The organism is Porphyromonas uenonis DSM 23387 = JCM 13868 (assembly GCF_000482365.1).
GTDB lineage: Bacteria > Bacteroidota > Bacteroidia > Bacteroidales > Porphyromonadaceae > Porphyromonas > Porphyromonas uenonis.
This window is the reverse complement of sequence record NZ_KI535306.1, coordinates 53912-79609: the sequence shown is the minus strand read 5'-3', so window position 1 is coordinate 79609 and position 25698 is coordinate 53912. Positions and strand designations below refer to the sequence as shown.

Here is a 25698-nt window from a genome sequence, read left to right as displayed (position 1 = left end):
TAGCGCTGGCTGGTGGTGGCGATGCTCTCGCCAGTGGCTAGGAGGTCGTCGATGACTCTCCACTTGAAATCTAGGGGATATCCCTTTCGTCCTCGTTTACTTTTTTCTTGTTTCATAGTTGTTGGGGTTGGCTCTCCCAACTGTGTACTATTTCAGGAGAGACATAATTTACACCTCTCAGCATGTCTTAGGAGGAAATACTGACATGTAGGTATTGCTAGACATGTCTATCAAACGATACCTTTGCAGAGTCATTTTGACTAACGATAAAAGCAATCCAACTGTTTATGAAGAAACTATCACTACTGACACTCCTGGTGATGCTCCTATGCGTCGCTTGCCACAAGCCTGCGCCACAACCTGGCCATACACCAGACGATCCAGTCACTCCGCCTGCTGACCCCAAGAAAGAGTGGATGGTCAAGCGAATGACCATCGATGCGACCGACTATACCAAGTGGGTCTACCTAAACTTTACTACAGGTGAGCTGGTCGAGGTGACTGACCCTGCCAATGACCTCTCGTGGGATCTCGGACTGCACCGCTACGACTTCAAGACCAATGGTGGGGAGTCGGGCAAAGGCAAGGGCGCTGCCGTGCGTATTAGCAAGCAGAAGACCCTAACCGCAGATATACCTACTCCTGATGATAGCAAGTGGACATTTGATAGTGAGGGGTTACTCCTGATGCAGTTTGAAGATGATGGTCTTGGCTCCCATAGGACTAAGTATGAGATGCAGCAGGCCAACTTCCTCCTCTCCTCTGAGTGCGACGGATATGGGGGCTATACCAACAGGGGCGTCATCTGGCAGGAGGGTATGCCACCTCAGGTCTATTGGGACAACGCTATCTACCTCGTTCGCTCAGCCTCTGGTGAGATAGCTCGTCTACGCGTCTTAGACTATCAGGACAACAAGAAGCACCGTGGCTACATCACCATCGAGTATGCCATACAGGTAGATAAGAAGTAGCAAGCTGATGAAATGCATGCTATACAAACATCAAAACGAGATCAATCAATGAATCAACAATTACTACGGCTCCTAAAGCTCTTTGGCGTAGCCCTATCCTTGTGGCTATTCACCCTCCCAGTGGGTGCGCAGGAGATGACTTTTATGGAGAGACCCTTTGACCCCGCTACAGATCAGGCGCAGCTACTTCCGGCAGACCAGAAGGGCTCCGTATCCTGGACTGCTGCGACTAAAACGCTCACGCTACGGGATGTCCAGATCAATACCATCTCGAGGATACTCACAGGCTGGATGCCTGGCGAGATAACCATACAGGTAGAGGGGACCAACCAGATCGTATGCACGGGCTCTGATGATGCCATCACGATGCGTTCGTCTGTCCGCATTACTGGCCCAGGCTCTCTCAGCATTACCTCTGAGCAGGCTTACGCCTATGCTTGTCGATCTGGGGCTAGCCTGACCATCGCCGACGGGGTATCCGTTACAGCCGTCGGGCTCAAAGGCGGACTCGTGGGAGACTTCCTCTCTTCTCACCTTTTGATAGACAAAGCTTATGTTACCGCCTCAACGCTCCGCGACAAGGGGATGGTATCTATCGGCTACTTCAAGGAGCTAACCCTCGAGAGGTGTGCTATCACCTCCCCAGATGGAGCTAAGGTCGCAGAGCTCAACGAGGTAATGTCCATCACCCTCGACGGCAAGAAGGAGTATGCGGGCAAAGTAATCATCGCTCCTCAGCAGAGCTATCACAAGGTAACCATAGCTCAGGCCGAGCATGGTCGTGTCGTAGCTCCCGAGGGTGTAGACCTGACGCACCTCCTGGCGGGTAGCGCAGTGACCTTTACTGCTGAACCTGAGGATGGGTATGCTCTGACCAAGCTTATGGCTGGTACAGAAGACATAACAAACACCCGCACACTCATCGTCAAGGCTGATGTCACCGTCACGCCAACCTTTAGCCCTGTCAAGAGCTATCGTATCTCACTTCAGAAGCCTGAGCACGGCACCCTTACAGTAAAGGAGCAAGAGTATGACCTCACAAAGGTCCCCGAGGGGGCTATCCTACACTTCATCTGCACCCCCGATAAGGGCTACGAGCTAGAGCATCTTATGGCTGGCGACAAAGATATTACGGCTGAGAAGTATATCTCCGTAGCGAGTGATGTAGAGATCAGTGCCTCCTACAAGCTTATCCCAGTGGACACCTACAAGGTGACAATCGTTAAGCTGGGCAAGGGCAAGGTAGAGGCCGACTGCTCCGACCTCAATGCTGTGCCAGACGGCACCAAAGTACAGCTCACCTGCACTCCCGATGAGGGCTATGAGCTTAAGGCCCTTAGAGCTAACAATGAGGACATCCTACAGGACCGATACTTCTTCGTAGAGGGTGAGGACGTCCGTGTTGAGGCGACCTTCGCTAGCGTGGGCAATAATAATGCAGTCAGTAATCCGACTGGAGAGACTTGCTACACCATAAAGGTTTCTTCAGATCACCTGACCATCACTGGAGCATCCGCTGGCACTCCGATCATATTGCACGGCCTGCTCGGCGAGATTATCTTCACGACCGTGGCTACAGCAGCTGGCACGGAGCAGATAGACCTCACCACCACTCCCTCTGGTCTCTACCTCCTTACGATCGGTGAGACGACACTCAAACTATCCCTTTAGACAAAGACTACAACATCACTTCTCAATATGAAAGCACTACACAAGATCCTATACCTCCTCTACGTACTGGCAGGCAGCACCATACTCTTATCCGCTCAGATGCTGGAAAACAATCTGAAGAATCTCAGCGACTTCTACCATGTGCCTGATCAAGCCACCTTCCGTCTCTCCGCAGTGACTGGAGTCTTTGACAATCAGAGCATCGAGTTCCAATACAATGACCACAACGACATCGCTCGTTGTAGCTACGTCGAGATCGACACGACAAGTGGACAGCGTAGCGTGGGGCTCTATCTGAACTATCTATACAATGACAAGCACCAGTGCATCGAGAAGGTGGAGTATGGAGAGCGTAAGAGCTTTGATGACCTAGTCGTCGCTAGGCGCTACTGCTATACATACAACGACCAGGGGCAGATGACCCTCTTCGTACGCTGGAACAATCTCAACACCGTCCCCGAGGACACCACCCTCGTGGAGGACTACAAACTCAATATAGAATACAATGCCGAGGGACTTCCGAGCAAAGCTACGATCCACTTCCTCGACCCTAAAGCCTTTGAGTGGTACGAGGGCTTTACCACTACGCTCGAATACAATAAGAGAGGACAGCTCTACAAGCGCACAGCGGTAAATACAGACGGGAGCCCCTTCGAGTCTGAGGAGATAACCTTTGACGCAGATGGAAAGTACATGCTAGGGCTCTCCTATCTCAAGGCGGGGAGTGAGCTCGTTGAGACGGCTTTTGACTATGACGACAAGGGCAATCTAGCAGCCCTAGGTAGTGGCGGGTTTATCTATCAGTTTACATTTAAGACGGGGCAACTGGCCGCTAAGACTTACTATCCTCTCCCCACGTTGGCAGACCTTTTCATCTATGGGTTTAAGAACTACAATCTAGAGGCTCTCTCCTATCCGTTACTGTACAATGGCTCCAAAGATGCCGTGGCGACCGATGTGACCAATGGCGGAACATTCGTCTATGAGTCCAATAAGCCTCTCGGACTAGAGCCCCTAGCTACACCCTCTCAGAGTCATCTGCTCTGTGACGATATGAGCTGGACGATTATTAATGCGACGACCGCCGTAGCTCTCTATGACTTACAGGGGCAATGCCTGCAGGTCGTAGAGCCCGTAGCGGGCGTGGCTACCATCAGCACGGCGACGCTACCCGCTGGCTCCTACCTAATCAAGGCTGGTAGCCAGACCTTCAAGGTGGTACGCTAAGAGCTTGCCAAGACCGTTTGTCTTAGACAAAAAGAAAGCTTCCCGTGTGCAAGAGAACTTGTGCACGGGAAGCTCTTTGTTCTTTTAGGGGGAGGGGACTAGAAGGCGGTCCAGCCTTGTAGCCAGTTGCCCTTGCTAGCAGGGAAGGCCCCGACCTGAGCTCCTGTGAAGTCGGCTGGCGTACCGAAAGGAGCCTTCATGCCGAAGGTAGCTGCGGAGTCTTTGTTGATCACCTCGATGATGCCTGTGGCGGGCTTAGCGGAGCCGTTCTTGATCTCAAAGGCAGCGTCAAAGCCGTGGAAGGAGCTGCCCTCGATCTTGCTATGCTCCATCTTGTCGGCATCGGAGTCAAGGACGAAGCCCTTAGGATAACCAGTGAGGATGCAGTCCTTGAGCGTGATCTGACCACCACGACGTACACGAGCTGCGTACTTGTAAGCGTCGCCCTGGAAGTTGTTGTGGACGTTGGCTACACGGGTAGATGCACCGATGATAGAGACGTTGGTCAGTGTGGGGTGCGTCTTAGGGATCAGTGAGAAGGTCTCGTCCTGAGCCTTAGCATTGTTGTCTAGCTCGATACCGTTGCTGTCGGACTTACCCTTGCTGTCGGAGTGTGTCGAGGCGGGGTTGGCAATAGCGACACCGTAAGTGATGCTACCGGTGAAGCCGTTGTCAAAGTCAAAGTTGTCATCGTCGCAAGCGTAAGAGACGAGGTGGGTAGCATTGACGCAACCACCGAAGAACTCGAAGCTGTCGTCTAGACCCCAGCTGACCTGGATATGGTCTAGTGTGGTGCCACGACCTACGCCGCCGCAGGTGAGACCGTTGATCTCGTTGCTGTCGCCTAGGATGAAGCCAGCGTACTCGATGCGTACGTAGCGCAGTACACCACTATTGTCCTCATCGTTGTCGCCACCGTAGCGATACTCCTCGACACCTTGGTTGAGGCCTTCGATGAACTGGGCGTCGGTCGGGGTATTGACCTTAGCTTTACCCAGTATGATGACGCCACCGAAATCTCCAGGAGCGGGACGGCCAGCGTTGTTGTCGACAGCCTTGGAGGAGGTGAAGACGATAGGCTTCTGGGCGGTACCCTCGGCCATGATCTTAGCGCCGCGAGTTATGACGAGTACGCCAGTAGCTCCTGAAGCTGTGGGCTCCTCGATGATCGTGGTCCCAGCGTCGATGGTGAGTGTCTCATTAGCCGGAACGGTAACGATGCCTTTTAGCGCGTAGACCTTGTTGGCGGTCCAGTGATTGTTCTTGCCATTGATGCGTCCCTCGACGACTACGAGCTCTTTGCCACCGATGGTGCGACCAGTGACTTTGTTCTTGTCGCCACCATGATTAGGCTCATTGCCAGTTTCGTCGCAGGAGGTAAGTAGTGCGAGGCTCATGAGGGTAGCCATCACGAGGCTCAGTAAACGGATTGTCTTGTTCATGATATTATGATAGATAATTGATGTGTTAGTATCTCTGATTCTTTAGAAAGTCCAGCTAATGGAGGCGCTCAGTGAGAGGCCATCGCGGTACTGGTAGACGACGTTGTCGTGCCCTGGGTCGTAATCGCTAGAGGTGCCGTGTCGCATGGTGTCTAGGATCTGATTATTGCTAGCAGCACGCTCGAAGTCGTCCACATGGTTGGTGTAGATGATGTGCTTAGCGTTGAGTAGGTTAGAGCCATTGACCTTGATGGTCACGCCCTGCTTGGGGAAGGTATAGGAGAGCTGTGCGTCGAGCTGACTGAAGGGAGCCTCGTACTCCTGCTCGTAGGCTTGGTTCGTATTGAGGACGAGCTTGCGTCCGGAGCGGTTCATCGTGAGATTGGCTCCAAAGGTGTCGCTCTCGTAGGAGAGACCCACATTGTACATATAGGGTACCTGACTGTACATCGGTCGGCGCTGCGTGACGGGTACCCAGTGGAGGATGCCACGCTCATCGGCACGTGAGACCATACCGGTGACTATGCTCTGGGTGAAGGTCGCATTGGCGTTGAGGTAGAGATGCTCGAGCCAGGAGCCTAGGGGGATGAAGCCGAAGTTCTTGCGAAGCTCTAGCTCGATGCCGTAGCTGTGCGCCTTGTCGCTATTCATCAGCATGTAGAAGCGGGCGAAGGAAGCAGTCTTCTGAGCGATGCGCTCGATAGGTTTGTCTAGGTAACGGTAGAAGCCACCGATGGAGATAACCTCGCCAGCGCCGGGGTACCACTCGACACGCAGGTCGGCACCGTCTACGGTCGTCGAGATGACGCTCTGGTTAAAGATCTCCCCGCCGAGGAAGGGGTCGTAGAAGCGGTAAGCTGTACGCTCCATAAACTGCGGACGTACCGTGTTACGGCTGTAGCTCAGTCGTACGTTGAGGTCTTTGATCGGTGTGATCGTGAGATTGATCGACGGCATGATAGCCACGGGCTTCTCTTTGCGATCCTGCTCGACAATGTTTAGCTCACCCATCGACATCGAGGGGTTGCTCAGCTCTTGGTAAAGGTAGTGCTCGACACGCAGACCCCAGACGAGGCGCAGTAGCTCGCTGTAGCGGTCGTCCAGCATAGCGTAGAGGGCGTTCTGGATAACCCGCCCGTGGTACATACGTCCGTCACCCTGGAGTCGCTTGAGGTCCCAGGCGAAGCCCCCGTCGCGCATGTTCTCCTCCTTGATCAGGTCGGCGATTGTGCTCGTGGTGAAGTCAAAGCCGCGTGTGTTGAAGAGGTGCATCGAAAGCTCCCAAAACTCAAAGCGATTCTCCTTGAAGGCGCCGTCGTACCCCGCCTTGAACTTGTGCGTCCAGTCATTGCCAAAAAGATGAAAGGGTAGCTCTACATTGACCTGCCCGTTGAAGTCTCGCTCATGGTTGAGGTACCACGCACGGGTCAGCGGGAAGAGCGTCCCCGACTGCACGCCCACTTGATTGTAGAAGTGACGCGCTCCAGTCTCGTCCAGCTGGCTCACCTGCTGTGTGAAGGCAGCATCCTTCTGATTGCGCTGTACGTAGGTATGTGCCAGTGCCCAGTCAAGACGAAGGGACTCGCCCAGCTGATGCTTGCCGCTGAGCTTGTTTTGCAAAAGGTCTTGGAAGGTAGGGTAGTTGACCTGCTGTCGGTAAGGATTGCTCTCGGGATTGGGATCTTCGTCGCTCAGACCAGTGAGCTCTGAGAGGTCGTTGTCATACTTATGGGTGTAGGTGTTGCGCAGGCTGAGGCGATTAGTGCCTCGCTGCCAACCGATGTTGAGGACTCCGGCGAGGGTCGTATTGTACTTGTAGTTGGCCCCGCTATTGCGTATGCCAGTATCGACAAAGCTCTCCTGCACCTTATTATATTGCTTGGCATTCATCCACTCGCCACGCTCTATATGGTCGATGATGGTCTGCTGCTGCGTGTTGCGATAGGTGAGCGAGGCGATCAGTCCGAGCCGATGGTTGCCGCTCTTGTTGAGGTCCCAGCTCTTGCCGAGAGAGACTTGATAGTTTTGCGAGAGCGGAGTCTTGCCCTCGTGGATGGTAAAGTTGTCGATGGTCAGTCGCTTGCTCTGCTCGAAGAGCTCGGGAACGGGGTTGTACGGGTCGAAAGGTATCTCGTGCAGTCCCTTAGGGAGGGCGCGCCGACCATCGTCATAGCCGAGCCAGTCCCACTTTCCTCTGATGCGGTACTTCTGCGTCTGGAAGGTGCTGAGCGAGTTGTAACTGGTGCCGGCGCTGATGGAGATAAAGTCTTTCGTCGGTATGTCTCTCGTGGTGATCTGGATCAGGCCGCCCGAGAAGTTGCCACTAACATCTGGCGTAGCCGTCTTGAGGACCGTCACATTGTCTATGAGCGAGGTAGGGATTAGGTCAAAGCCGAACGCCTTGGCGTTGCTCTCCGTACTGGGTAGCGGGATGCCATCGAGCGAAGCTTCGTTCCAGCGCTCGCCCATACCCCGCACGGCGACATACTTATTGCTCATTGTGGTGACGCCCGTGACACGCTTGAGAGCCTCGCCGAGGTTCTTGTCGGCCGTCTTACCGATCATCTCGCTTGATACGACCGTGGAGAGCTGAGGCATACTTTGCTGTATCTTCATCGCTCCCGCCGTATTGCTCGTTTTGTAGGAGCCGACCACGACCACCGTGCCTAGTACATTGTCCGCAATGGCGAGGTCCACCGAGAGGTTCGTCTCCTTGCCAGCGGTAATGTGTACCTCCTTGATCTGCTTGGTAGCGTAGCCCACGTAAGCGATCTCTACGGTATAGGTGCCGGGGTTCAGACGTAGGGAGTAGTTGCCATCGAAGTCGGTGACCTGTCCGCCACCTGTCTCGATGATGCGCACGGTAGCTCCGATGAGCCCCTCGCCGTGCTCGTCAACGACGCGTCCCGTGAGGATGCCTAGTCGTAGATCCGCCTCGCTGTGAGGAATAGGCTGTCCGTGTGGCTGAGCCATCAGCGTAGTGCCAGCGGTGAAGAGTGTCAAAAGGGCGAGGATATAGGGAAGCGCCTTGTGTAGCATACGAAATGTGTCCTGTTTCAAATCTTACGCTGCAAAGGTAGCGTGGCAATGTTATCATACGGTTACTCGTTTGTTTCGTTTCGCTGACAAGGGGAGATGTGGCGCAGGCTGTTCTTAGGGAGAAGGGTGCTACTCGACAAACGGTTCCTCCGTTGGAACTCGAAAGTTCCTCCGTTGGAACCGAAAAGTTCCTCCGTTGGAACTAAAAAGTTCCAAGAGGGGAACTCTTATTGGAACTCGTATCTACTACGAAGAGAGCACGATACGATCGAACAGAAAACGAAAAGAAGGAACGCACGCTCGGTGCATTCCTTCTGACCTATATATTATATGTGTCTGGGCTAGCTGGCGTAGATGGCGTCTAGTCGCTGGCGTAGCGTGTCAATGTCGACGTCTACGTCGATGACCCCGTTTTGCGCTAGAGAAATCTTGCCACGCTCCTCGCTGATGACGATGACGAGACAGTCCGTGGCTTGCGAGAGTCCTAGCGCACTGCGGTGACGCAGGCCTAAGTCTTTCGAGAGATTGGGGTCGTTGGAGACGGGGAGGATACAGCCGGCGGCTCGTATGTCGCTGTCGACGATAATCATGGCACCATCGTGGAGGGGACTGTTTTTGAAGAATATGTTTTCGATCAGGCGGGCATTGACATCTGCCTTAAAGACCTCTCCCGTGTGGAGGTAGGCGGTGAGCTCCTGCTTGGCTTGGATAGCAATGAGGGCGCCCACCTTCTTGCGCGCCATATTCATACAGGCTAGGACGAGCGCTGCGACACAGCGCTGATCCTCTTGGGCAGTCTGATCGTCACCCTTGAAGACTTTTCGCAAGAAGCGCCATCTATTGGTACTCCCCAGCGTGATCAGGAAGCGTCTTATCTCCTCCTGAAAGATGATCACCAGGATGAGCATACCCGTGCCGACCAGTTCGTCAAGGATACCTCCCAAGAGGATCATGCCGGCCCACTTGGAGACGATGACCCATACGAGGATAAAGGTGAAGATACCTAAGATCAGCGCTCTCGAGGCGGTCGCTCTCAGTGTCCGATAGACATAGTAGAAGAGGAGTGCCGAGAGAATAATGTCAAAGAGGTCGACAAGCGTAAAGGATAACCAGTCTAGCGTCACAGTCCTAAGTCTCTAAGCGTGATAGTTAATGGATTTCTAGCGGTCTCTGCCAGTGGGTGTAGCTACTCGCTCCTGTAGCGTCGGGGAGGTGCTTGCGGATCATGTCGGTCACCTTGATCGCCTCGACAGCGAGACGCACGTCGTGGGTGCGAATGATCTGTGCGATGCCCTCCATCAGAGCGTAAGTGTGTAGCACATTGGTCGCATCGCCTGAGTGCATGGCGTCTGCTCCGATGACTGTCTGCACCATGCGCTTGCGGGAGAAGCCGACCAGCACGGGCTCGGCAAACTCTTGTAGCGCCTCTCGCTGATGCGTGAGCAGGCGGTAGTGGTCGTCCATGCTTTTGCTAAAGCCATAGCCTGGGTCGAGGATTACATCTTTCACACCACAAGCGTGAAGTTGCTCGAGACGCTTTCGGAAGTAGTCCGCCACGCACACCTCGACCGAGGGCTTGTAGTCGACCACTTGGTGCATCCCCTCGACATTGTGCTCTAGGTGCATCAATATGTAGGCGACACCCAGCTCCCCTACGGTGCTGTACATCTGCGCATCGGCCTGACCGCCCGATATGTCGTTGATGATCTCCACGCCATACTCCTCGACGCACGCTTTCGCCACGTCAGCACGGTAAGTATCCACCGAGATAGGCAGGTCGGGCGCTTCGGCACGGATGATCTCCAGCGCGTGGCGCAGTCGGCGTAGCTCTTCCTCGCCATCGACCAGTTCGCCTCCAGGACGTGTCGAGCAGGCGCCAATGTCGATGATCAGTCCGCCCTCCTGAATGATCTCGTGGGTGCGCTCAGCAATCGCCTCAGCGGTCTGCTTGCGACTGCCCGCATAGAAGGAGTCGGGCGTCACATTGAGGATGCCCATCACGACAGGCTCCGACAGGTCGAAGGCGCGTCCCCCTAGATTGAGTATGTAAGACATAAGCGTGTGAGGTCTTGTGGTAGTGATCGCTCCCCGTCACCTACTGAGGAGTAGGGGCGAGGAGCGGTTGCTTTTATCGATTAAAGTTTAGCTTGGCGCATATCCTTTGACTCTGCCAGGGCTTTGTGGAAGGCGAAAGCCTTTTCCAGACAAACAGGTGTCTGACCCTCTGAAGCCTGAGCTAGATAAGCGCGTAGTAGCGGACGGTAGTCGGGATGGGCGCAGTTCTCTATGATGCGCTCCGCACGCTGTCGTGGAGAGAGCCCTCGGAGGTCGGCGATACCGTACTCGGTGATGAGTACCTTGACCGAGTGCTCGGTGTGATCCACGTGGCTCACCATCGGCACGATAGCGCTGATGGCACCGCCCTTAGCGGTCGAGGGCGTGGTGAAGATAGAGATGTAGCCATTGCGGGTGAAGTCGCCCGAGCCACCGATACCGTTCATCATCTTGGTGCCGAGGACGTGCGTTGAGTTGATGTTGCCATAGATGTCCGCCTCTAGAGCGGTATTCATGGTGATGACCCCAAGGCGGCGCACGATGCCTGGGTTGTTGGAGTACTCTTGAGGGCGGAGCAGTAGCTTGTCCTGGAAGAAGTCCCAGTTCTGATAAATGTCTAGGATAACATCGCGACTGACCGAGAGCGAGCAGCCCGAAGCAAACTTGACGCGTCCCTCCTTCATCAGCCCAATGACCGCATCCTGGATCACCTCTGTGTAGACTTCAAAAGGTGGAATCTTAGGGCTCTTGCCTACGGAGGCGAGAACCGCATTAGCAATGTTGCCGACGCCACTCTGTAGCGGGAGGAACTCACGAGGAATGCGTCCCGTGCGGATCTCCTCCTCGAGGAACTTCGTGACATTGTCCCCAATCGCCTGCGTCACCTCGTCGAGCGGTGCAAAGCCTCCGTCATCGTTTGGCTCGCTCGTCTTGACGACCGCTACAACCTTCTTCGGGTCGAGCTGTAGGTAAGGCTTGCCGACACGGTCAGAGGGCTTGTAGATAGGTAGCTCACGACGTGCGGGTGGGTCGAGAGGCTCAGCGATGTCGTGGAGCCCACGTATCTTGGCGGGGTGACGATCATTGAGCTCGACGATGATTCGGTCTGCAAGACGGCAGATGGTGGGGAGGATGCCGACGCCCGTAGTCGGAACCAGCTGGCCATCTTCCGTTAGCTCGGCAGCCTCGACGATAGCCACGTCAATCTTACCAAAGAAGCCAGCACGCAGTTCCTGCGCTAGCTGCGAGAGGTGCAGGTCGCAGTAAGCCACCTCACCGCTATTGATCTCGGCGCGTAGGTCTTTGTTGGACTGATAGGGAGTCCTAAACTTGATCGCGTGAGCACGTGCCAGGGCTCCATCGAGGCGGTCGCCTGTCGATGCTCCCGTGAAGACGCTTATGCGAAACGGTCTTCCCGCCGCATGCTCCTCCTCGGCGTAATGAGCGATGGCTTGTGGCACCACCTTGGGGCAACCAGCTGGTGTAAAGCCACTAAAGCCTACCTGATCGCCATCGTGAACTAATCTCGCTGCCTCTTCGGCAGTCATGATTGGATAAGACATACTATATATTAGGTTAAGTGTTTGTGCTATAAAAGACCGCCACCGACTCACTGCGATAGCGTTTCTCAAAGGTACAAAAAAGGAATCATCTTACACCCCATATAGATCAAGAAAGCCCCTAGCGTGATCTTTCGATCATCTAGGGGCTTGAGTCTTATCGCTTAGCGGGTTGGGCGCTTAGGCCTCCTCCTGCTCGATAGCTAGTTGTCCACGGTAGTAACCACACTCAGGACAGATGGTGTGGTATACGTGCCATGACCCACAGTTGCTGCACTTAGCTAGTGTGGGGGTTGCTGCTTTGTCGTGCGTTCTACGCTTGGCAGTGCGCATATTGGACTGCCGTCTTTTGGGATGTGCCATTGTTTATCTAGTTTATTATTTATCCTTCTCTTGTTGTAGTGAGTCACGCAGCGCACTGAGCGCAGCCCAGCGACCATCCGTCTCCTCCTCGGTGGTAGTGTCGAGATCGTCTAGGATGGCCTGCATATCCTTGGCGCACGCACCCTCGGGGTGCATACGGCTGATCGGGAGCGACAATACGATCATGTCGTAGATCAGATCAGCGCAGTCTAGCGAGGGACTGTTGTATGGCACGATGATCTCCTCATCGCTCACCTCCTCGTACTGGTCGCCTAGCTTGACTACTAGATGCTGGGATATGTCGATGCGCATCTCTAGGGGAGCCAGGCATCGATCACAATGCGTCTGCACAGAGCCCGCGAGGGTCAGTAGCAGGTCGTAGGTCTCTCCCACGCGATCTACGCGGATGGTGCATACTACGGGACCTCCGCTGAGGTCAAACGTAGGACGTGACTCGAGAAAAGCTGACTCCACTACAAAGTCCTCGGTCGAGACGCCTTGGGGCAATCCCTTCAAATGTATCGTGTATCGACCTCCGTGAGACATGTGTGCGACTAGCTTCTCTACTAATAAAAATAAAGACGCTCTAGAGACGCTCCGTGAGTGTATACCTAAGTATATACCTGAGCGTACTCTAAGGCTATGGGCGCAAAGGTACAGAAAAATCAGCAGATGGCAAGCGCCCCTAATGGCGCTGCGTGAATCTCTTTTTTACGTACCTTTGTCGGGCAGTGTGCGTAGGCCCTTGTGGCGTGTAGCGCGCAGAGCTGCTGCCCAGATGGTGGAATCGGTAGACACGAGGGACTTAAACTCCCTTGGCCAATTGCGGTCGTGCGGGTTCAAGTCCCGCTCTGGGTACGACTGCTCGGGAGGGGCAGGTAGTGTGGCGACGGAACGGTGTCGCCGTTTTTCACTATCTTTGTAGGGAACGAAAGTAAATCACACTATGGCTGCCAAAGACAAGAAAGTACTCTACATCTCTCAGGAGATATATCCCTACCTGCCTGAGAGTGACCTCGCACATGTCGCTCGTTACCTCCCAGAGCATATACAGAATGCGGGACATGACGTACGTGTCTTCATGCCACGCTACGGCCTAGTCAATGAGCGTCGCAACCAGCTTCACGAGGTGATCCGTCTGTCGGGTATCAACGTCATCGTTGACGACTACGACCACCCGCTCGTCATCAAGGTCGCCTCGATCCCCTCTACACGCATACAGGTCTACTTCATCGATAATGCTGATCTCTTCGGGCGCAAGAGCCTCTTCGGCCCGCCCTCCGAGGGAGCGCCAAGTGACAATGCGGATCGCAGTATCTTCTTCATCCGAGGCGTCCTGGAGGCGATCAAAAGCTTGCACTGGATCCCCGATGTGATCCATTGTCTGGGGTGGTTCTCCGCTTTGGCACCCGTTTACCTGAAGACGGCTTACAAGGACGATCCCTACTTCGAGCGTGCTAAGGTGCTCTTCTCGGTCGATGGCAACGAGGAGGAGGGCGAGATTGGCGAAGACTTGATCAAGAAGCTTGAGTTTGACAAGATCACGGGCGATATGCTGGACCCGCTGCAGGGAGAGGTGACGCCAGATGCGCTACGTCGTATGGCGATTCACTATTCAGATGGTGTGATCCTCGGTCAGGAGTCGGTCTCTCCCGAGCTCATCGAGTACCTTCACTCGGAGCCAGACCACAAGGTGCTGGAGTACCCTGGGCCAGCGGTAGATCACGCTGAGGCTTATGTAGACTTCTACCGAAGCTTTACGGAGTAAGAGCTCCTCTTTCCAACATATAAACGAAGCCCCTAGCGATCGATACACGATCTCTAGGGGTTTTCTTATAAGTCTTGTTGTTCGCCAATGGAGGGGGGTAGGCTCATCGCGCCGTAGCTCTGCAGTAGCGTACGCCCTACGGGGCATAGCCAGCAGCGACGAGGCTCGCAGTAGCTCCCGTAGAGTTGCAGGAGGGCTTGCGAGTCGTAGGCACTGCGGGGACGTAGCCCTTCATTGACAAAGCGCTTCACGACACTGTTGCGCTCAGCGGGTAAGTCATGCGCACTCATCAACGAGTCCTTCGCTAGGGATAGCCCGAGGAGGTCGCGCTCCTGTGTGAGGTAGTACTGGAGCGGTATGACCACATTGATCGCAATGCTCTCGACCGTCGCTCGTCCTATGGTGCCGAGCTGAGCATCCGTCTCGCTGCCCCAGTGGTAGTGTCGCTGCCAGTAGTCGGTCGGGGTGACGGTGAGCAACTGCTCTAGATGAGCCAGAGACGATGTGCGGAGGAGCTCTCCTGGCAGATTGTCGCTACGATAGTAGAGCGCTGCGAGGTAGGCGAGCCGACGATGCGGGAAGGCACTCGGACGGAGCCGCAACATGCGTATCGTGCCAGGCGATAGGGGAGAGAGGTGGTACTTGTGCGATAGGAAGGTAAACTCCTCCTTTAGTTGCTCTCGGTACTGATCTATCTCGGGAGATATTGGCGCGCTCTCCAGTAGTCCGCCCACACCGAGGAGCAGCGCTTCAAGGGCTAGTGGAGAAGTCTTGTGCTTGAGTAGGATCGAAGGAGGGAGTTGGCGAGCTATTTGCTCGAAAGCATCATTATTCACTTTGCCCCCCAGGTAACGCATCAGGAAAAGGTGCGTCACCGCAGCCAGGTCGCCTTTGAAAAAGCTCATCGCCGTCTCGATCTGCTGACACTTCTTGTCCAGTCGCTCACGAGTCAGCTGCGCAAACCAGTCGGCCTGCACACGCTCGGGTAGCTGGCTGCAAGCCTCCCCGCAGCGAGGAATCTGCGGCGCCTCCGTGAGTTGCTGCGCTATGGCTAGCAGATCAGGATTGATCTGCATACGGCAGGTGATAGGTGGCGTGCCAGCTTGTAGAGAGATGGGGCCATCGTCCTGCAGCACGATATGTAGGAGCACATTATTGTAGGCAGGGTCCAGCTGGTGCCCATGGCGCAGCCAGTCTGTCGCCTGGCAATGGATCTCCCCATTGCCCGCCCAGGTCAGAGACCCTATGCGTAGCTTGAGATTGCTAAAGTCGGGCCCGCCATTCGTGTTATACCGCCCAGGGTCAATGACGATCGGTGTGACCCCCTCAGGAATACAGGGGTGTGGCTCGAAGGTGAGCGACTCGTAGAGTCTGTTGCCCCAGATCTGGTGTAGCCACATCTCCTGCATAGTTCGTGCGAATAGGTCAGATGTAGTCCTGTCCAGACTCTATCTCCACGTCGGTCACATAGTTCTTGATACTCTGCTCCGCTTCCCGCTTGCAGATGAGTAGCACGTTGCCATGCTTAGCGATGATACAGTCATCGACCCCCTGCACGACCGCCAGCAAGTCGGGATCGTCGATGTAGAGGATATTATTCATCGACTCGTAGAATCGGGTCTTCTGGTGGTTCGTCACATTGCCCGTCTGATCTTTCGAACTCTGGTCGTAGAGCGCTCCCCAGGTACCTAGGTCAGCCCAGCCAAAGGTCGCGGGGGTGACAAGCACGTTGTCCGCTTTTTCCAAAACCCCGTAGTCGATCGATATACTAGGGCAGTAAGGATAGATCTCCTCGATCGCCGCCCGCTCACGGTCGGTGCCGAAGTCACTGGCCCGCTCGGTAAAGAGTCTGCTCACCTCAGGCATATACTTGGCAAAAGCATCTAGGATCGTCTTGACGCTCCAGACGAACATACCGCTATTCCAGAGAAACTCGCCACAGGAGACAAATATCTCGGCCATCTCACGGTTAGGCTTTTCGGTAAAGACCTTCACCTTGTGGTACTGTCCGTCGAGCGCCCTTTCGCTAGAGTCCACCTGTATGTAGCCATAGCCCGTCTCAGGAGCTGTAGGCTTGATACCCAGCGTCAGGAGGTAGGGGTGGAGGGCAGCGAAGCGGAGCGACTGGCTGACCGTCTGGACGAAGTTGTCCTCGTTCATGATGATATGATCCGACGCCGCCACGACGATCGACGCCTTCGGGTCTCGCTGCTGGATATGATAGCAAGCGTAGGCGATACATGGAGCCGTGTTACGTCGCAGAGGCTCCGTGAGGATCTGGTCACGCGTGAGCCCTGGGAGCTGCTCGAGGGTCAGGTCGACATAGTCCGCATGCGTGACGATGTATATATGGTCCTCAGGGACGATACGCAGGAACCGCCTGTAGGTGTCCTGTAGCAGCGAACTGCCAGTCCCGAAGAAGTCTAGGAATTGCTTGGGTCGTGACTGCCGTGAGATAGGCCAGAAGCGACTTCCCACCCCGCCACTCATGATGACACAATAGTAATGCTCCATGTAAATCTGCGATGAGTTAGTTTGTTGCTACAAAGCTACTAATAAAATAGCTGTGGAGCAAAGGACTACTCGTGAGATTTGCGAAATTGTGAGAGGAGAGGATGGTTTGCTTTTTAAAGAAAGATTGCTTAACTTCGCCTTTGTAAAGAAAAGAAGTCTGCAACTCTTCACGAGTCTGCACCTGTTTGGCAAGGTTACAGTAGCTATAACCGGCTAAAAGACAGAGAAGTGTAGGTCCGCCCTCAGCCTTCCGTTCACAACATACACACGGCACTATAAACAAATACACTAATACAGCTTATGAAAAGACTATTACCTATTTTACTGTGTCTCTTGGCACTCGCCGTGCCGAGACTTTATGGTCAGGATCACACCGTGACCTTCTCAGCCCAGCCGGCTGAGGGAGGGACGGTGGAGGCCTCCTACTTTATATCCTATGAAGACCCTGCAGTCCCTCTAGGATCTGGTGAGAAGGTGAAGGACAAAGAGTACGTCAACTTCACGGCCACCCCTAACGAAGGCTACGAGGTCGAGAAGTGGGAGTTCAACGGCACGCCAGACGATAAGGCAGCTGGTAAGAACGAGTGCTCCAAGACTATAGACGCAGACATGACCGTCGTGGTCTACTTCAAGAAGACAGCTGGTCAGGCAGCGACGCACACCGTCACAGTCTCCGCTGAACCTGCCAGCAAAAAGAACTATGTGGCGATCAAGGACTATGACACCTATGACCTGATTGCTTCTGGCTCTGCAGTAGCAGACGGAAAGGCGATCAATGTCTATGCCTACTGTGACAAGAATAAGTACAAGTTTGACTACTGGGAGGTGAACGGTGTACGAAGCGAAGAGTTTACCTCTGACAAAATCAAAAACTACGTCGTCACAAAGGATGTCACCTTCAAGGCTTACTTCAAGGAGCTCGCGATGCTCCCAGTCACTTTCTCCGCAAATGGTCCTGGTACCGTGACCGCAAAGAATACTTATATTGGGATACTTAACACCGGAGATAAGGTCCCCGAGGGCTTTTATGTGAACTTCGTTGCAAAGCCAGGTGAAAACGCTGAGATACAGGACTGGACCATCAACGGCGTTAACACCAAGGCTGGAAAGACAAAAGTTTCCTATCAGATGGATCCTACTAAGCCAAACACCATCGTGGCTAACTTCGTATCGACTGCAACTACCAAGGAGTATGTCGTGACCTTTGTCGCTGATCCTGTGGAGGGTGGCAGAAGCCGCGGGGTATGGATGCCGTGACGTGTAACGATATGTAGGGACGCACGGTCGTGCGTCCGTTGTAGTACAGCAAGATGCCATAATGACGTGTAACGATCGGTATGGATGCCGTGACGTGTAACGATATGTAGGGACGCACGGTCGTGCGTCCGTTGTAGTACAGCAAGACGTGTAATCGGGACACTGTAACCATTAACGGGTACGGACGCACGACCGTGCGTCCCTACAAAGGGTTACACGTATCATCGTTACACGTCACGGGTTACACGTATCGCTTTGACACAACGGACGCACGGTCGTGCGTCCGTCGTAGAACGACATAACGTGTAACCCAGTAACCTTAAACGGGAACGGACGCACGACCGTGCGTCCCTACAAAGGGTTACACGTCCCGTGCGTCCGTTGTATCAAAGCTAGACGAGTAACTCAGTAACCTTTAACGGGGACGGACGCTCGACCGAGCGTCCCTACAAATCGTTACTCGTCTCGTCGTCTAGCCCTTGAGTAGCTTGTGGGCGGCGCGGCCCTCGATGCGTGGGGGCTTGGTGTAGTGCTCCTCGTAGGTTACGTACTGTGGCTCACTACCTGGAGCTATAGTGGTGAAGATCTGTGCGATGACGCCTTGCTCCTCGGGGCTGAGGGCTACGTAGCCGTGGCGTATGCGCTTCATCTCGCTGTAGCCGAACTGCCTATTGAGCTGCGTCTGTATCTGTCGCCACTGGGCTAGGGTCAGATCGTCGTAGCTCCATACGAGTCCACGGGCATAGCGTCTGAGCTTGTGCTCGTAGTAGTTGGGGCAGTGATCGTATCCGCCTGCCCGCTCGATGAGCTGGGGATTGGTGATGGTGAGCAAGCCATTGCCGTGCTCGACCTCCACGAGTGCATTGCGCCAGAGGGTACAGTGCTCGCGTCTGGTGCATTGTGGTGTGTAACAACTGTTGTGTTCCATAAGTTTGTAGTGTTTAGTAAATCAGTTTTATCTGTGTTCTCAGGGTTAGTTTTAGGGTTATTAGGATAGTCAGAGGCTACACCTATATATGGTCTAGGTGGGTGTAGCGGATGAGGACTTCGCGGGTCCTGCCGTCGTCGAAGTGGATGGTGAGCTTACCGCCCATGGCGCTCTCGATGCGCTCTATCTTGCCGTCGCCATGACGTGGATGGCGCACGCGGTCACCGACGTGGTAGCTGTCGAGGCTCTCGAGGGCGTTGACGGGGGAACTCTTCGCGAGCATCTGCTGGGGTGTTGGCTGTTGGCTATTGGCTGTTGGCTGTTGGCTGTTGGCCGTTGGCTGTTGGCTGTTGGCCGTCGGCCGTTGGCTGTTAGCTGTTGACCATTGGCTGGAGGCTGTTAGCCTTTGGCTGGTCCCGATGGGGGCTGCCTCCTCGTGGAGGGTGTAGTGCGCTCGTGGTAACTCAGCGATGAAGCGGCTGGGGATCATGAGCTCGGTCTTACCGTTGCGTGTTCGTATGCTGGTATAGCTGAGGGTGCAGAGCTTTTGGGCTCGTGTGATGCCGACGTAGAGGAGTCGGCGCTCCTCTTCGATCATCTCGGCGGTGTCGAGGCTACGTGAGGAGGGGAGGAGGTTTTCCTCTACGCCAGCGATGTAGACGTAGGGGAACTCTAGTCCCTTGGCGGCATGGATGGTCATGAGCTGTAGCCGATCCTGTAGGGCGACTCCGCTCTGCTGCTCGACATTGTCCTGGTCTTGGTTGGTCAGGAGGGGGATCTGCTGGGCAAAGGCGCTGAGCAGTCCGGTGCCTAGTGGTTCCTCGGCAAAGAGGTTGAGCGGGTCCTGTCGGTAGCGAGCCTCAAACTCGGAGGCACTGCTGACAAACTCCTTGAGGTTGTCGAGCTTGGCCTGGCTCTCGACGGTGTCTTCGCGTGTGAGCTCAGCGACGATGCCGCTCTCACGTAGTATGTGAGCGATCCACTCCTCGAGCTTGGCGTACTGCTGATAAGCGGTGGCGAGCGAGTCGATGAGATTGACGAAGGAGGCTATCTTGTTGCGTACGCCTCGGCTGAGACCGACGGGGTCGGCACTGTCGATGGCGGCGCAGAGCGCATCGTAGAGTGATAGCTGCGGGCTTTGCTGCTGCGCATAGAGAGCGACCTTCTCGAGGGTTTTGTCGCCAATGCCTTTGCGTGGATAGGCGATGGCTCGGCGGAGCGCCAGCTCGTTGTGCGGGTTGATGATGAGCTGGAGGTAAGCTATAGCGTCTTTGATCTCGGCACGAGCGTAGAAGGCCATGCCTCCGTAGATGACGTAGGGGATGCCCTCCGAGAGAAGGACCTCTTCGAACTTACGGCTCTGTGCGTTCGTACGGTAGAGGATGGTCTGATCAGAGAGCGGTATCTCCTCCTCATCGTGTCGCTGCGTGATGATGTCGATGAGTCGTGTCGCCTCTTCGTCGGACGAGGTGTAGTGGTAGAGCTGTAGCTTCTCGCCCTCGCCGAGGTCGGTGTAGACCTCCTTGGGGATGCGCTGCTGGTTGTGCTCGATGAGGGCATTGGCACTGCTCACGATATGGCCTGTGGAGCGGTAGTTTTGCTCTAGCTTAAAGAGCTTGGCACCGGTGAAAGCTTGCTTGAAGCTCAGGATATTGGCAATGCGCGCCCCTCGGAAGGAGTAGATGCTCTGGGCATCGTCGCCCACGGCAAAGATGCGGTTGTGGTCGGCGACGAGGTGGCGGGCTAGCTCAAACTGCGAGGTGTTTGTATCCTGATACTCATCGATGAGGAGGAAGTCTATGCCACTTTTGATCTCTTGGTGCGCCTCGGGGAAGTCGCGTATGAGGACGTTGAGGAGGAAGAGCAGGTCGTCGAAGTCCATCGAGTTGCTCTCCTTGCAGCGCTGGGTGTAGAGGCTGTAGAGCTTGTAGAGCTCACCCTCATGATTCATCGTGTCGTACTTGCGTATCTCCTGATTGGCGGCGTAGGCTTGCGGGGAGATGAGCATATTCTTCGCATCGGATATGCGCTTGAGGACACGCGTCGGGGTGTAGCTCTTGTCGCTGAGGTCTAGCTCCTTGATGCAGTTGCGTATGAGCGCCTTGGTGTCACTGGTATCGTAGATGGAGTAGTCCTGGCTGTAGCCAAGCAGTGGGGCGTAGCGTCGTAGGATACGTCCACAGATGGAGTGAAAGGTGCCCATGCGTAGCCTATAAGCGATGCCCTCGCCAAGCATTTCGCTGACACGTGAGCGCATCTCGCCGGCCGCTTTGTTGGTAAAGGTGAGTGCGTAGAGCCGCTGGGGGTTCCACCCCTGGTCTACGAGGTGAGCCAGCTTGTAGGTGATGACGCGGGTCTTGCCCGAGCCCGCCCCAGCGATGACTAGGGCGGGCCCTTCGTTATAGACGACGGCAGCTCGCTGTGCTTCGTTGAGTGCAGTGAGGTCTACCATATTACTCGTGCTCTTCTTCCTGAAGGATCGAGTCTAGCGTCTCGAGCAAGCGGATGCGTCGCTTGGGATCGGCGATGGCGTCACGTAGCGTCTGGAGGAGCTGGTAGGGGAGCGTCTCGTCGTCGCATACGGGTTCATTGCTCGGAGTGCTCGGCAGCTGAGGCTCGTAGGTACGGATGGTCGGATCTTCGGGCAGGAAGGTGACCAAACCCTCGAGACGCTCGGGGAGACGCTCGGGGAGGTCGGTCATCGGGAAGAACTGCTTGGCATCCTCTATAAAAAGGTAGGTCGGCCCCAGCAGATAGGGGTCGATGTGCTGCGTGATCGAGGAGAACTGCAGGGGCGTGAAGAGCGACAGGTGCGGTACGGAGATGTAGAGATGCTTGATGGCCAGGCGCTTGAGCGCAATGGAGATGGGGTCGGTCCACTTGCTGAGCTTTTCGCCACAAGCGACAAAGACCAGGCTGTAGGCTCCTGAGATGCTTGTATTTTGCCTATTGACCTCTGAGGAGAGCGCCACGGTGACGCCCTCGGTGACACCTCTCTGGTCGAGCATTGTGTTCCAAAGGCTTTGCTCCTCCTCACTGCGCACCACGATCAGCATGCGCCCAGCGTCATGGACCGAGATGAAGCGCATCAGCGCTATGATAGGCTCTATGATGGTCTCGCTATGAGGCGCTGGTATGATGCCGTAGCTCTGATAGAGGAGCTTGTAGAGCGTCTGGCACATCTCTGGGCTAGCGATAGACTGCGCATAGGGTTGTGGTAGCTCGCCATCGGGGAGCGTGCGTGCGACTAGCTCGCGCCAGTTGTGCAGACGGAGATAGCTACGGATCATTTCGTAGACATCGTCGTAGCACTGGAAGGTGCTGGAGAGCTCCTTGGCCTCTTCTGTTATTTGGTCTATGAGGTGGTAATGCTTCGGGGGGAGGAGTGTGCCCTCGAAGTAACGTGCCTGCCAGTCGGCATAGAGCTCCTCTTTGCCCTTGCCTATGCTGCACTCGATGGTGCGTCCGCCCTTGTAGCTGATGAAGATAGAGGTACGGTCGGGCTGGAAGGGTGTGGTGCCCCAGGGATAGCCGGGCACCTCCTCCGAGAGGTAGTTGATGACCGCCTCGACATGCTTGCAGGTGCCTAGTCCGCTGGTGCGAAAGTCTAGACAAGCGCAGTAGTTGCGGTCGCTCCGTACGCCACGGAAGGCAACACGATAATGGTTAGCTCCGCTCTGCACCATGTAGTCGCCCCAGATGCGGTTGTTGTCTAGATGAGAGACGGTAAACTCGTTTTGCTCGGCAAACTGCTTGCGAAGGGCTATCTGCCACGCCTCGACGCTCATGCCTTCGGGGCAATAGCGGTTGGAGAGTTTCTTGGGATCTGTCTGTTCCATAATCCAGTAGATAAATAGGTGTCTATGAGTGAGAGGCTGAGGAAGCCTGCTCGTCTGATTCTGTCGTTGGGGTGCGCTGCATCTCCTCCTTGAGATACTGCGCTGTGTAGCTCTGCTTGTCGAGACACTGAGCCATCTCTAGAGGCGAGCCAGCGAAGATGACCTCGCCGCCGTTGCGTCCGCCCTCGAGTCCCATATCAATAAGGTAGTCGGCACTCTTGATCACATCCAGGTTGTGCTCGATGATGAGTACCGTATTGCCACGGTCTACTAGCTCGTTGACCAGCTTGAGCAGGACGCGTATGTCCTCAAAGTGTAGACCTGTGGTCGGCTCATCGAGGACGTAAAGGGTGCGTCCCGTGTCTCGCTTCGAGAGCTCGGTCGCTAGCTTGACACGCTGGCTCTCTCCGCCCGAGAGGGTTGTGGAGGGTTGACCCAGCTTGACATAGCCTAGCCCGACGCGCTGCAGCGTAGCGAGCTTGCGATAGAGGGCGGGGATATGCTCGAAGAACTCGACCGCCTGGTTGAAAGTCATGTCTAGCACCTCGGCAATGCTCTTGCCCTTGTATCGTACCTCGAGGGTCTCACGGTTGTACCGCTTGCCACGGCACACGTCACACGGGATGGTCACATCGGGAAGAAAGTTCATAGAGATGGTTTTGTAGCCATTTCCCTTGCACTCTTCGCAGCGTCCGCCTTTGACATTAAAGGAAAATCGCCCTGGCTTGTACCCTCGAGCACGGCTCTCGGGAACCTGGACAAAGAGATTGCGGATCTCGCTAAAGAGTCCCGTGTAGGTCGCAGGATTGCTCCTCGGCGTGCGACCTAGTGGCGACTGGTCCACGAAAGCTATCTTGTCTATCAGCTCCAAGCCCTCGACAGAGGAGTAGGGGAGTGGCGCCTGCTTGCTACGATAGAGATGCTGCGAGATGATCGGCACGAGCGTGCCGTTGATGAGCGAAGACTTACCGCTTCCCGATACACCAGTGACGCAGACGAAGAGACCTAGCGGGATAGAGACATCTACGTTCTTAAGGTTATTGCCTGTGCAGCCCTTGAGGTGTAGCCATGCGTCATCGGTAGGCTGTCGGTAGCTAGCAGGTAGGGGGATGGCTAGTCTATTGGTCAGATAGTCGCAGGTGAGCGTATGCGTGTCGCCAATAGCAGAGGGAGGACCCTGATAGGTTACATGCCCGCCGAGACGCCCCGCTCCTGGTCCCATATCGATCAGGTAGTCGGCTGCAAGCATCATATCACGATCGTGCTCTACGACGAGGACCGTGTTTTGCGCATCACGAAGCTTCTTGAGCGCATCGATGAGCATACGGTTATCCCGCTGGTGCAGACCAATGCCTGGCTCATCTAGTATATAGAGTACCTCGACCAGGCCCGTGCCTATCTGCGTGGCTAGTCGTATGCGCTGTGACTCGCCACCACTGAGCGAAGCGGAGGGACGAGCGAGCGTCAAGTAGTAAAGCCCCACATCAAGCAGGAAGGTGAGTCGGAGGAGTATCTCTTTGATGACTTCGTGCGCCACCTTCTGTTGGTTTTTCGTCAGTTGCCCTTCGATCTCACGCAGTCGCCCCTCTAGACGGTCTAGGTCTAGCTCTGTCAGGTCGGCGATGGTGTAGCCTGCTAGCTTGTAGCTGAGAGCTATCGGGTTGAGTCGTCGTCCGTTGCACTCGGGACAAGTTTGCTCAGTCAGGAACTCTTCCGCCCAGCTACGCATGGAGGCGGTAGCGTCGTCATCCTCTGCTAGATTTCGCACATACTGGGAGACACCCTCGAAGGCGAAGTGCGCCTCGCCCTCATCGTCGGAGTCGTCCGAGTCAATGCCAAAGAAGATCTGATCAACAGCCTCTGCAGGAATCTTCTCAAAGGGGGTGTCTATCGTACAACCATGCTCCGTCAAGATCTCCTCAATAGAGGTAAAGAGCAGGCTGCGCTTCTTGTAGCGTCCGATAGGCACGATGGCGCCATCACGTATGGAGATCTTAGGGTCGGCCACGACCTTGTCTATGTCTAGTACGCCCACACGGCCCAAGCCTTTGCAACGCTTGCAGTAGCCACGAGGCGAATTGAACGAAAAGTCGGCTGGCGAAGCATCCGGATAGGCGATACCGCTCTCGGGATCCATCAGTCGCTTGCTCAGATGCTGTATCTCTGTGCTATCGCGTCGCATCACGTCGATGACACCCTCTCCGAGCTTCATCGCTATGCTTACCGCCTCGGTGATGCGCTGCTTATTGCTCTCTCGTACGGAGCACTTGTCCACCACGACACTGACATAGTGTATGGAGAAACGGTTGAGTCGCATCCCAGGCGTCAGCTCGCACACCTCACCATCAATGTAAGCGTGCAGGAAGCCCCGACGTCTCATTTGCTCAAAGAGCTCGCGGTAGTGACCCTTACGATCGACCACGATGGGAGCTAGTATGTAGATCCCCTCATTGGCATACTGCTCCATGATATGCTCCACGACCTGCTCCTCGGTGTAGCGCACCATCTCCTTGCCTGTGAGGTAGGAGTAAGGGGTGCCGACACGTGCATAGAGGATACGGAGGTAGTCGTAGATCTCGGTCACGGTGCCGACGGTAGAGCGGGGATTGGTCGAGGCGCTCTTCTGCTCGATAGCTACGACAGGACTGAGTCCTACGATCTCATCGACATCCGGTCGTCCGCCACCGCCCCCGATGAAGCTACGAGCATAGGAGGAGAAAGTGTCTAGATAGCGTCTCTGTCCCTCTGCTAGTAAGGTGTCGAAAGCAAGTGACGACTTGCCACTCCCCGAGAGTCCCGTCACGACGGCCAACTTGTGACGAGGTAGTGAGACATCTATATTCTTGAGGTTGTGCACACGAGCGCCATGCACCTCGATGGCGCCCATCGCCCATAGCTCTTGCTCAGAAGCAGAGGCGTGTGTGTCGCTATCACTGGGAGTGTCTGTATGTGGAACTGTCCGTTTATTCTGATCCATTTATCTAGGAGTGCCGTTCTTAGCCTACAAATATAAGGATTAATTACGACAAAGAGCACAGCAAGGTCGTCCCCTGAATAGGATTGAT

At 55.1% G+C, this 25698-nt stretch carries 18 protein-coding genes and 1 tRNA gene; 6 read left to right on the top strand and 13 right to left on the bottom strand.

Going from position 1 to position 25698, the window contains the following annotated elements:
- Positions 1–287 precede the first annotated feature (287 nt).
- The 3 genes from L215_RS0104030 to L215_RS0104020 are packed head-to-tail and all read left to right on the top strand — an operon-like array spanning position 288 to position 3869.
- Positions 288–971, top strand: a complete 684-nt coding sequence (locus L215_RS0104030) for an HmuY family protein (RefSeq protein WP_027451380.1) — start codon at positions 288–290, stop codon at positions 969–971.
- 48 nt (positions 972–1019) lie between these two features.
- Positions 1020–2642 (top strand): InlB B-repeat-containing protein, encoded by a 1623-nt coding sequence (locus L215_RS0104025; protein WP_027451379.1) that lies wholly within the window; start codon positions 1020–1022, stop codon positions 2640–2642.
- A 27-nt stretch (positions 2643–2669) separates the two neighbouring features.
- Positions 2670–3869 (top strand): T9SS type A sorting domain-containing protein, encoded by a 1200-nt coding sequence (locus L215_RS0104020; protein ID WP_027451378.1) that lies wholly within the window; start codon positions 2670–2672, stop codon positions 3867–3869.
- 98 nt (positions 3870–3967) lie between these two features.
- On the opposite strand, the gene L215_RS0104015 is transcribed toward L215_RS0104020, so the two are convergent.
- The 7 genes from L215_RS0104015 to L215_RS0103985 form a co-directional block, all read right to left on the bottom strand.
- Complete coding sequence (locus L215_RS0104015) at positions 3968–5311, bottom strand: hypothetical protein (RefSeq protein ID WP_025883722.1); 1344 nt, start codon at positions 5309–5311, stop codon at positions 3968–3970.
- Positions 5312–5353: 42 nt separating this feature from the next.
- Entirely contained in the window at positions 5354–8371 is a 3018-nt protein-coding gene (locus L215_RS0104010) for a TonB-dependent receptor (RefSeq protein ID WP_244869670.1), read from the bottom strand.
- Between the two features lie 320 nt (positions 8372–8691).
- Positions 8692–9474 carry a diadenylate cyclase CdaA gene (cdaA, locus tag L215_RS0104005; protein ID WP_025883723.1) on the bottom strand — a complete coding sequence of 261 codons (783 nt, stop codon included), beginning with the start codon at positions 9472–9474 and terminating at the stop codon, positions 8692–8694.
- A 25-nt stretch (positions 9475–9499) separates the two neighbouring features.
- The gene (gene folP / locus L215_RS0104000; RefSeq protein ID WP_025883725.1) at positions 9500–10405 is read right to left on the bottom strand and encodes a dihydropteroate synthase; all 906 of its coding nucleotides are present in this window, start codon (positions 10403–10405) and stop codon (positions 9500–9502) included.
- Positions 10406–10485: 80 nt separating this feature from the next.
- The gene (locus L215_RS0103995) at positions 10486–11967 is read right to left on the bottom strand and encodes a butyryl-CoA:acetate CoA transferase (protein WP_025883726.1); all 1482 of its coding nucleotides are present in this window, start codon (positions 11965–11967) and stop codon (positions 10486–10488) included.
- Between the two features lie 177 nt (positions 11968–12144).
- Positions 12145–12327, bottom strand: coding sequence for a 50S ribosomal protein L32 (rpmF, locus tag L215_RS0103990; protein WP_007364621.1), 183 nt, complete (start codon positions 12325–12327; stop codon positions 12145–12147).
- Between the two features lie 15 nt (positions 12328–12342).
- On the bottom strand, positions 12343–12843 hold the full coding sequence (locus L215_RS0103985) for a YceD family protein (RefSeq protein WP_238296524.1): 501 nt from the start codon (positions 12841–12843) through the stop codon (positions 12343–12345).
- A 256-nt stretch (positions 12844–13099) separates the two neighbouring features.
- Here L215_RS0103985 and L215_RS0103980 point away from each other — a divergent pair.
- Both L215_RS0103980 and L215_RS0103975 read left to right on the top strand, forming a co-directional pair.
- Positions 13100–13185 (top strand) — tRNA-Leu (locus tag L215_RS0103980).
- 88 nt (positions 13186–13273) lie between these two features.
- A complete protein-coding gene (locus tag L215_RS0103975; RefSeq protein WP_025883729.1) occupies positions 13274–14095 on the top strand; it encodes a glycogen/starch synthase in 822 nt (273 codons plus the stop codon).
- A 65-nt stretch (positions 14096–14160) separates the two neighbouring features.
- On the opposite strand, the gene L215_RS0103970 is transcribed toward L215_RS0103975, so the two are convergent.
- Together L215_RS0103970 and L215_RS0103965 are read right to left on the bottom strand one after the other, a co-directional pair.
- Positions 14161–15504, bottom strand: coding sequence for a DUF2851 family protein (locus L215_RS0103970; RefSeq protein WP_025883731.1), 1344 nt, complete (start codon positions 15502–15504; stop codon positions 14161–14163).
- Between the two features lie 16 nt (positions 15505–15520).
- Positions 15521–16609: a mannose-1-phosphate guanylyltransferase gene (locus L215_RS0103965; RefSeq protein ID WP_027451376.1), complete on the bottom strand. Its 1089-nt coding sequence runs from the start codon at positions 16607–16609 to the stop codon at positions 15521–15523.
- Between the two features lie 300 nt (positions 16610–16909).
- Here L215_RS0103965 and L215_RS0103960 point away from each other — a divergent pair, with 300 nt between their 5' ends.
- A complete protein-coding gene (locus L215_RS0103960; RefSeq protein ID WP_154657848.1) occupies positions 16910–17866 on the top strand; it encodes an InlB B-repeat-containing protein in 957 nt (318 codons plus the stop codon).
- A gap of 472 nt (positions 17867–18338) precedes the next feature.
- On the opposite strand, the gene L215_RS0103955 is transcribed toward L215_RS0103960, so the two are convergent.
- The 4 genes from L215_RS0103955 to uvrA all read right to left on the bottom strand — a co-directional run bounded on the left by L215_RS0103955 (position 18339) and on the right by uvrA (position 25610).
- Positions 18339–18794 carry a DUF6078 family protein gene (locus L215_RS0103955; RefSeq protein WP_027451374.1) on the bottom strand — a complete coding sequence of 152 codons (456 nt, stop codon included), beginning with the start codon at positions 18792–18794 and terminating at the stop codon, positions 18339–18341.
- Between the two features lie 82 nt (positions 18795–18876).
- Entirely contained in the window at positions 18877–21246 is a 2370-nt protein-coding gene (locus L215_RS0103950; RefSeq protein WP_025883554.1) for an ATP-dependent helicase, read from the bottom strand.
- A gap of 1 nt (position 21247) precedes the next feature.
- Positions 21248–22633 (bottom strand): hypothetical protein, encoded by a 1386-nt coding sequence (locus L215_RS0103945; RefSeq protein ID WP_025883557.1) that lies wholly within the window; start codon positions 22631–22633, stop codon positions 21248–21250.
- 22 nt (positions 22634–22655) lie between these two features.
- Complete coding sequence (uvrA, locus tag L215_RS0103940; protein WP_025883558.1) at positions 22656–25610, bottom strand: excinuclease ABC subunit UvrA; 2955 nt, start codon at positions 25608–25610, stop codon at positions 22656–22658.
- Positions 25611–25698 lie beyond the last annotated feature (88 nt).

Bases quoted from the DNA above. Each gene is read 5' to 3' on its own strand.
- L215_RS0104030 (WP_027451380.1), top strand. From the start codon at position 288: ATGAAGAAACTATCACTACTGACACTCCTGGTGATGCTCCTATGCGTC.
- L215_RS0104025 (WP_027451379.1), top strand. From the start codon at position 1,020: ATGAATCAACAATTACTACGGCTCCTAAAGCTCTTTGGCGTAGCCCTA.
- L215_RS0104020 (WP_027451378.1), top strand. From the start codon at position 2,670: ATGAAAGCACTACACAAGATCCTATACCTCCTCTACGTACTGGCAGGC.
- L215_RS0104015 (WP_025883722.1), bottom strand. From the start codon at position 5,311: ATGAACAAGACAATCCGTTTACTGAGCCTCGTGATGGCTACCCTCATG.
- folP (WP_025883725.1), bottom strand. From the start codon at position 10,405: ATGTCTTACATACTCAATCTAGGGGGACGCGCCTTCGACCTGTCGGAG.
- L215_RS0103995 (WP_025883726.1), bottom strand. From the start codon at position 11,967: ATGTCTTATCCAATCATGACTGCCGAAGAGGCAGCGAGATTAGTTCAC.
- rpmF (WP_007364621.1), bottom strand. From the start codon at position 12,327: ATGGCACATCCCAAAAGACGGCAGTCCAATATGCGCACTGCCAAGCGT.
- L215_RS0103975 (WP_025883729.1), top strand. From the start codon at position 13,274: ATGGCTGCCAAAGACAAGAAAGTACTCTACATCTCTCAGGAGATATAT.
- L215_RS0103970 (WP_025883731.1), bottom strand. From the start codon at position 15,504: ATGCAGGAGATGTGGCTACACCAGATCTGGGGCAACAGACTCTACGAG.
- L215_RS0103965 (WP_027451376.1), bottom strand. From the start codon at position 16,609: ATGGAGCATTACTATTGTGTCATCATGAGTGGCGGGGTGGGAAGTCGC.
- L215_RS0103960 (WP_154657848.1), top strand. From the start codon at position 16,910: ATGAAAAGACTATTACCTATTTTACTGTGTCTCTTGGCACTCGCCGTG.
- L215_RS0103955 (WP_027451374.1), bottom strand. From the start codon at position 18,794: ATGGAACACAACAGTTGTTACACACCACAATGCACCAGACGCGAGCAC.
- L215_RS0103950 (WP_025883554.1), bottom strand. From the start codon at position 21,246: ATGGTAGACCTCACTGCACTCAACGAAGCACAGCGAGCTGCCGTCGTC.
- L215_RS0103945 (WP_025883557.1), bottom strand. From the start codon at position 22,633: ATGGAACAGACAGATCCCAAGAAACTCTCCAACCGCTATTGCCCCGAA.
- uvrA (WP_025883558.1), bottom strand. From the start codon at position 25,610: ATGGATCAGAATAAACGGACAGTTCCACATACAGACACTCCCAGTGAT.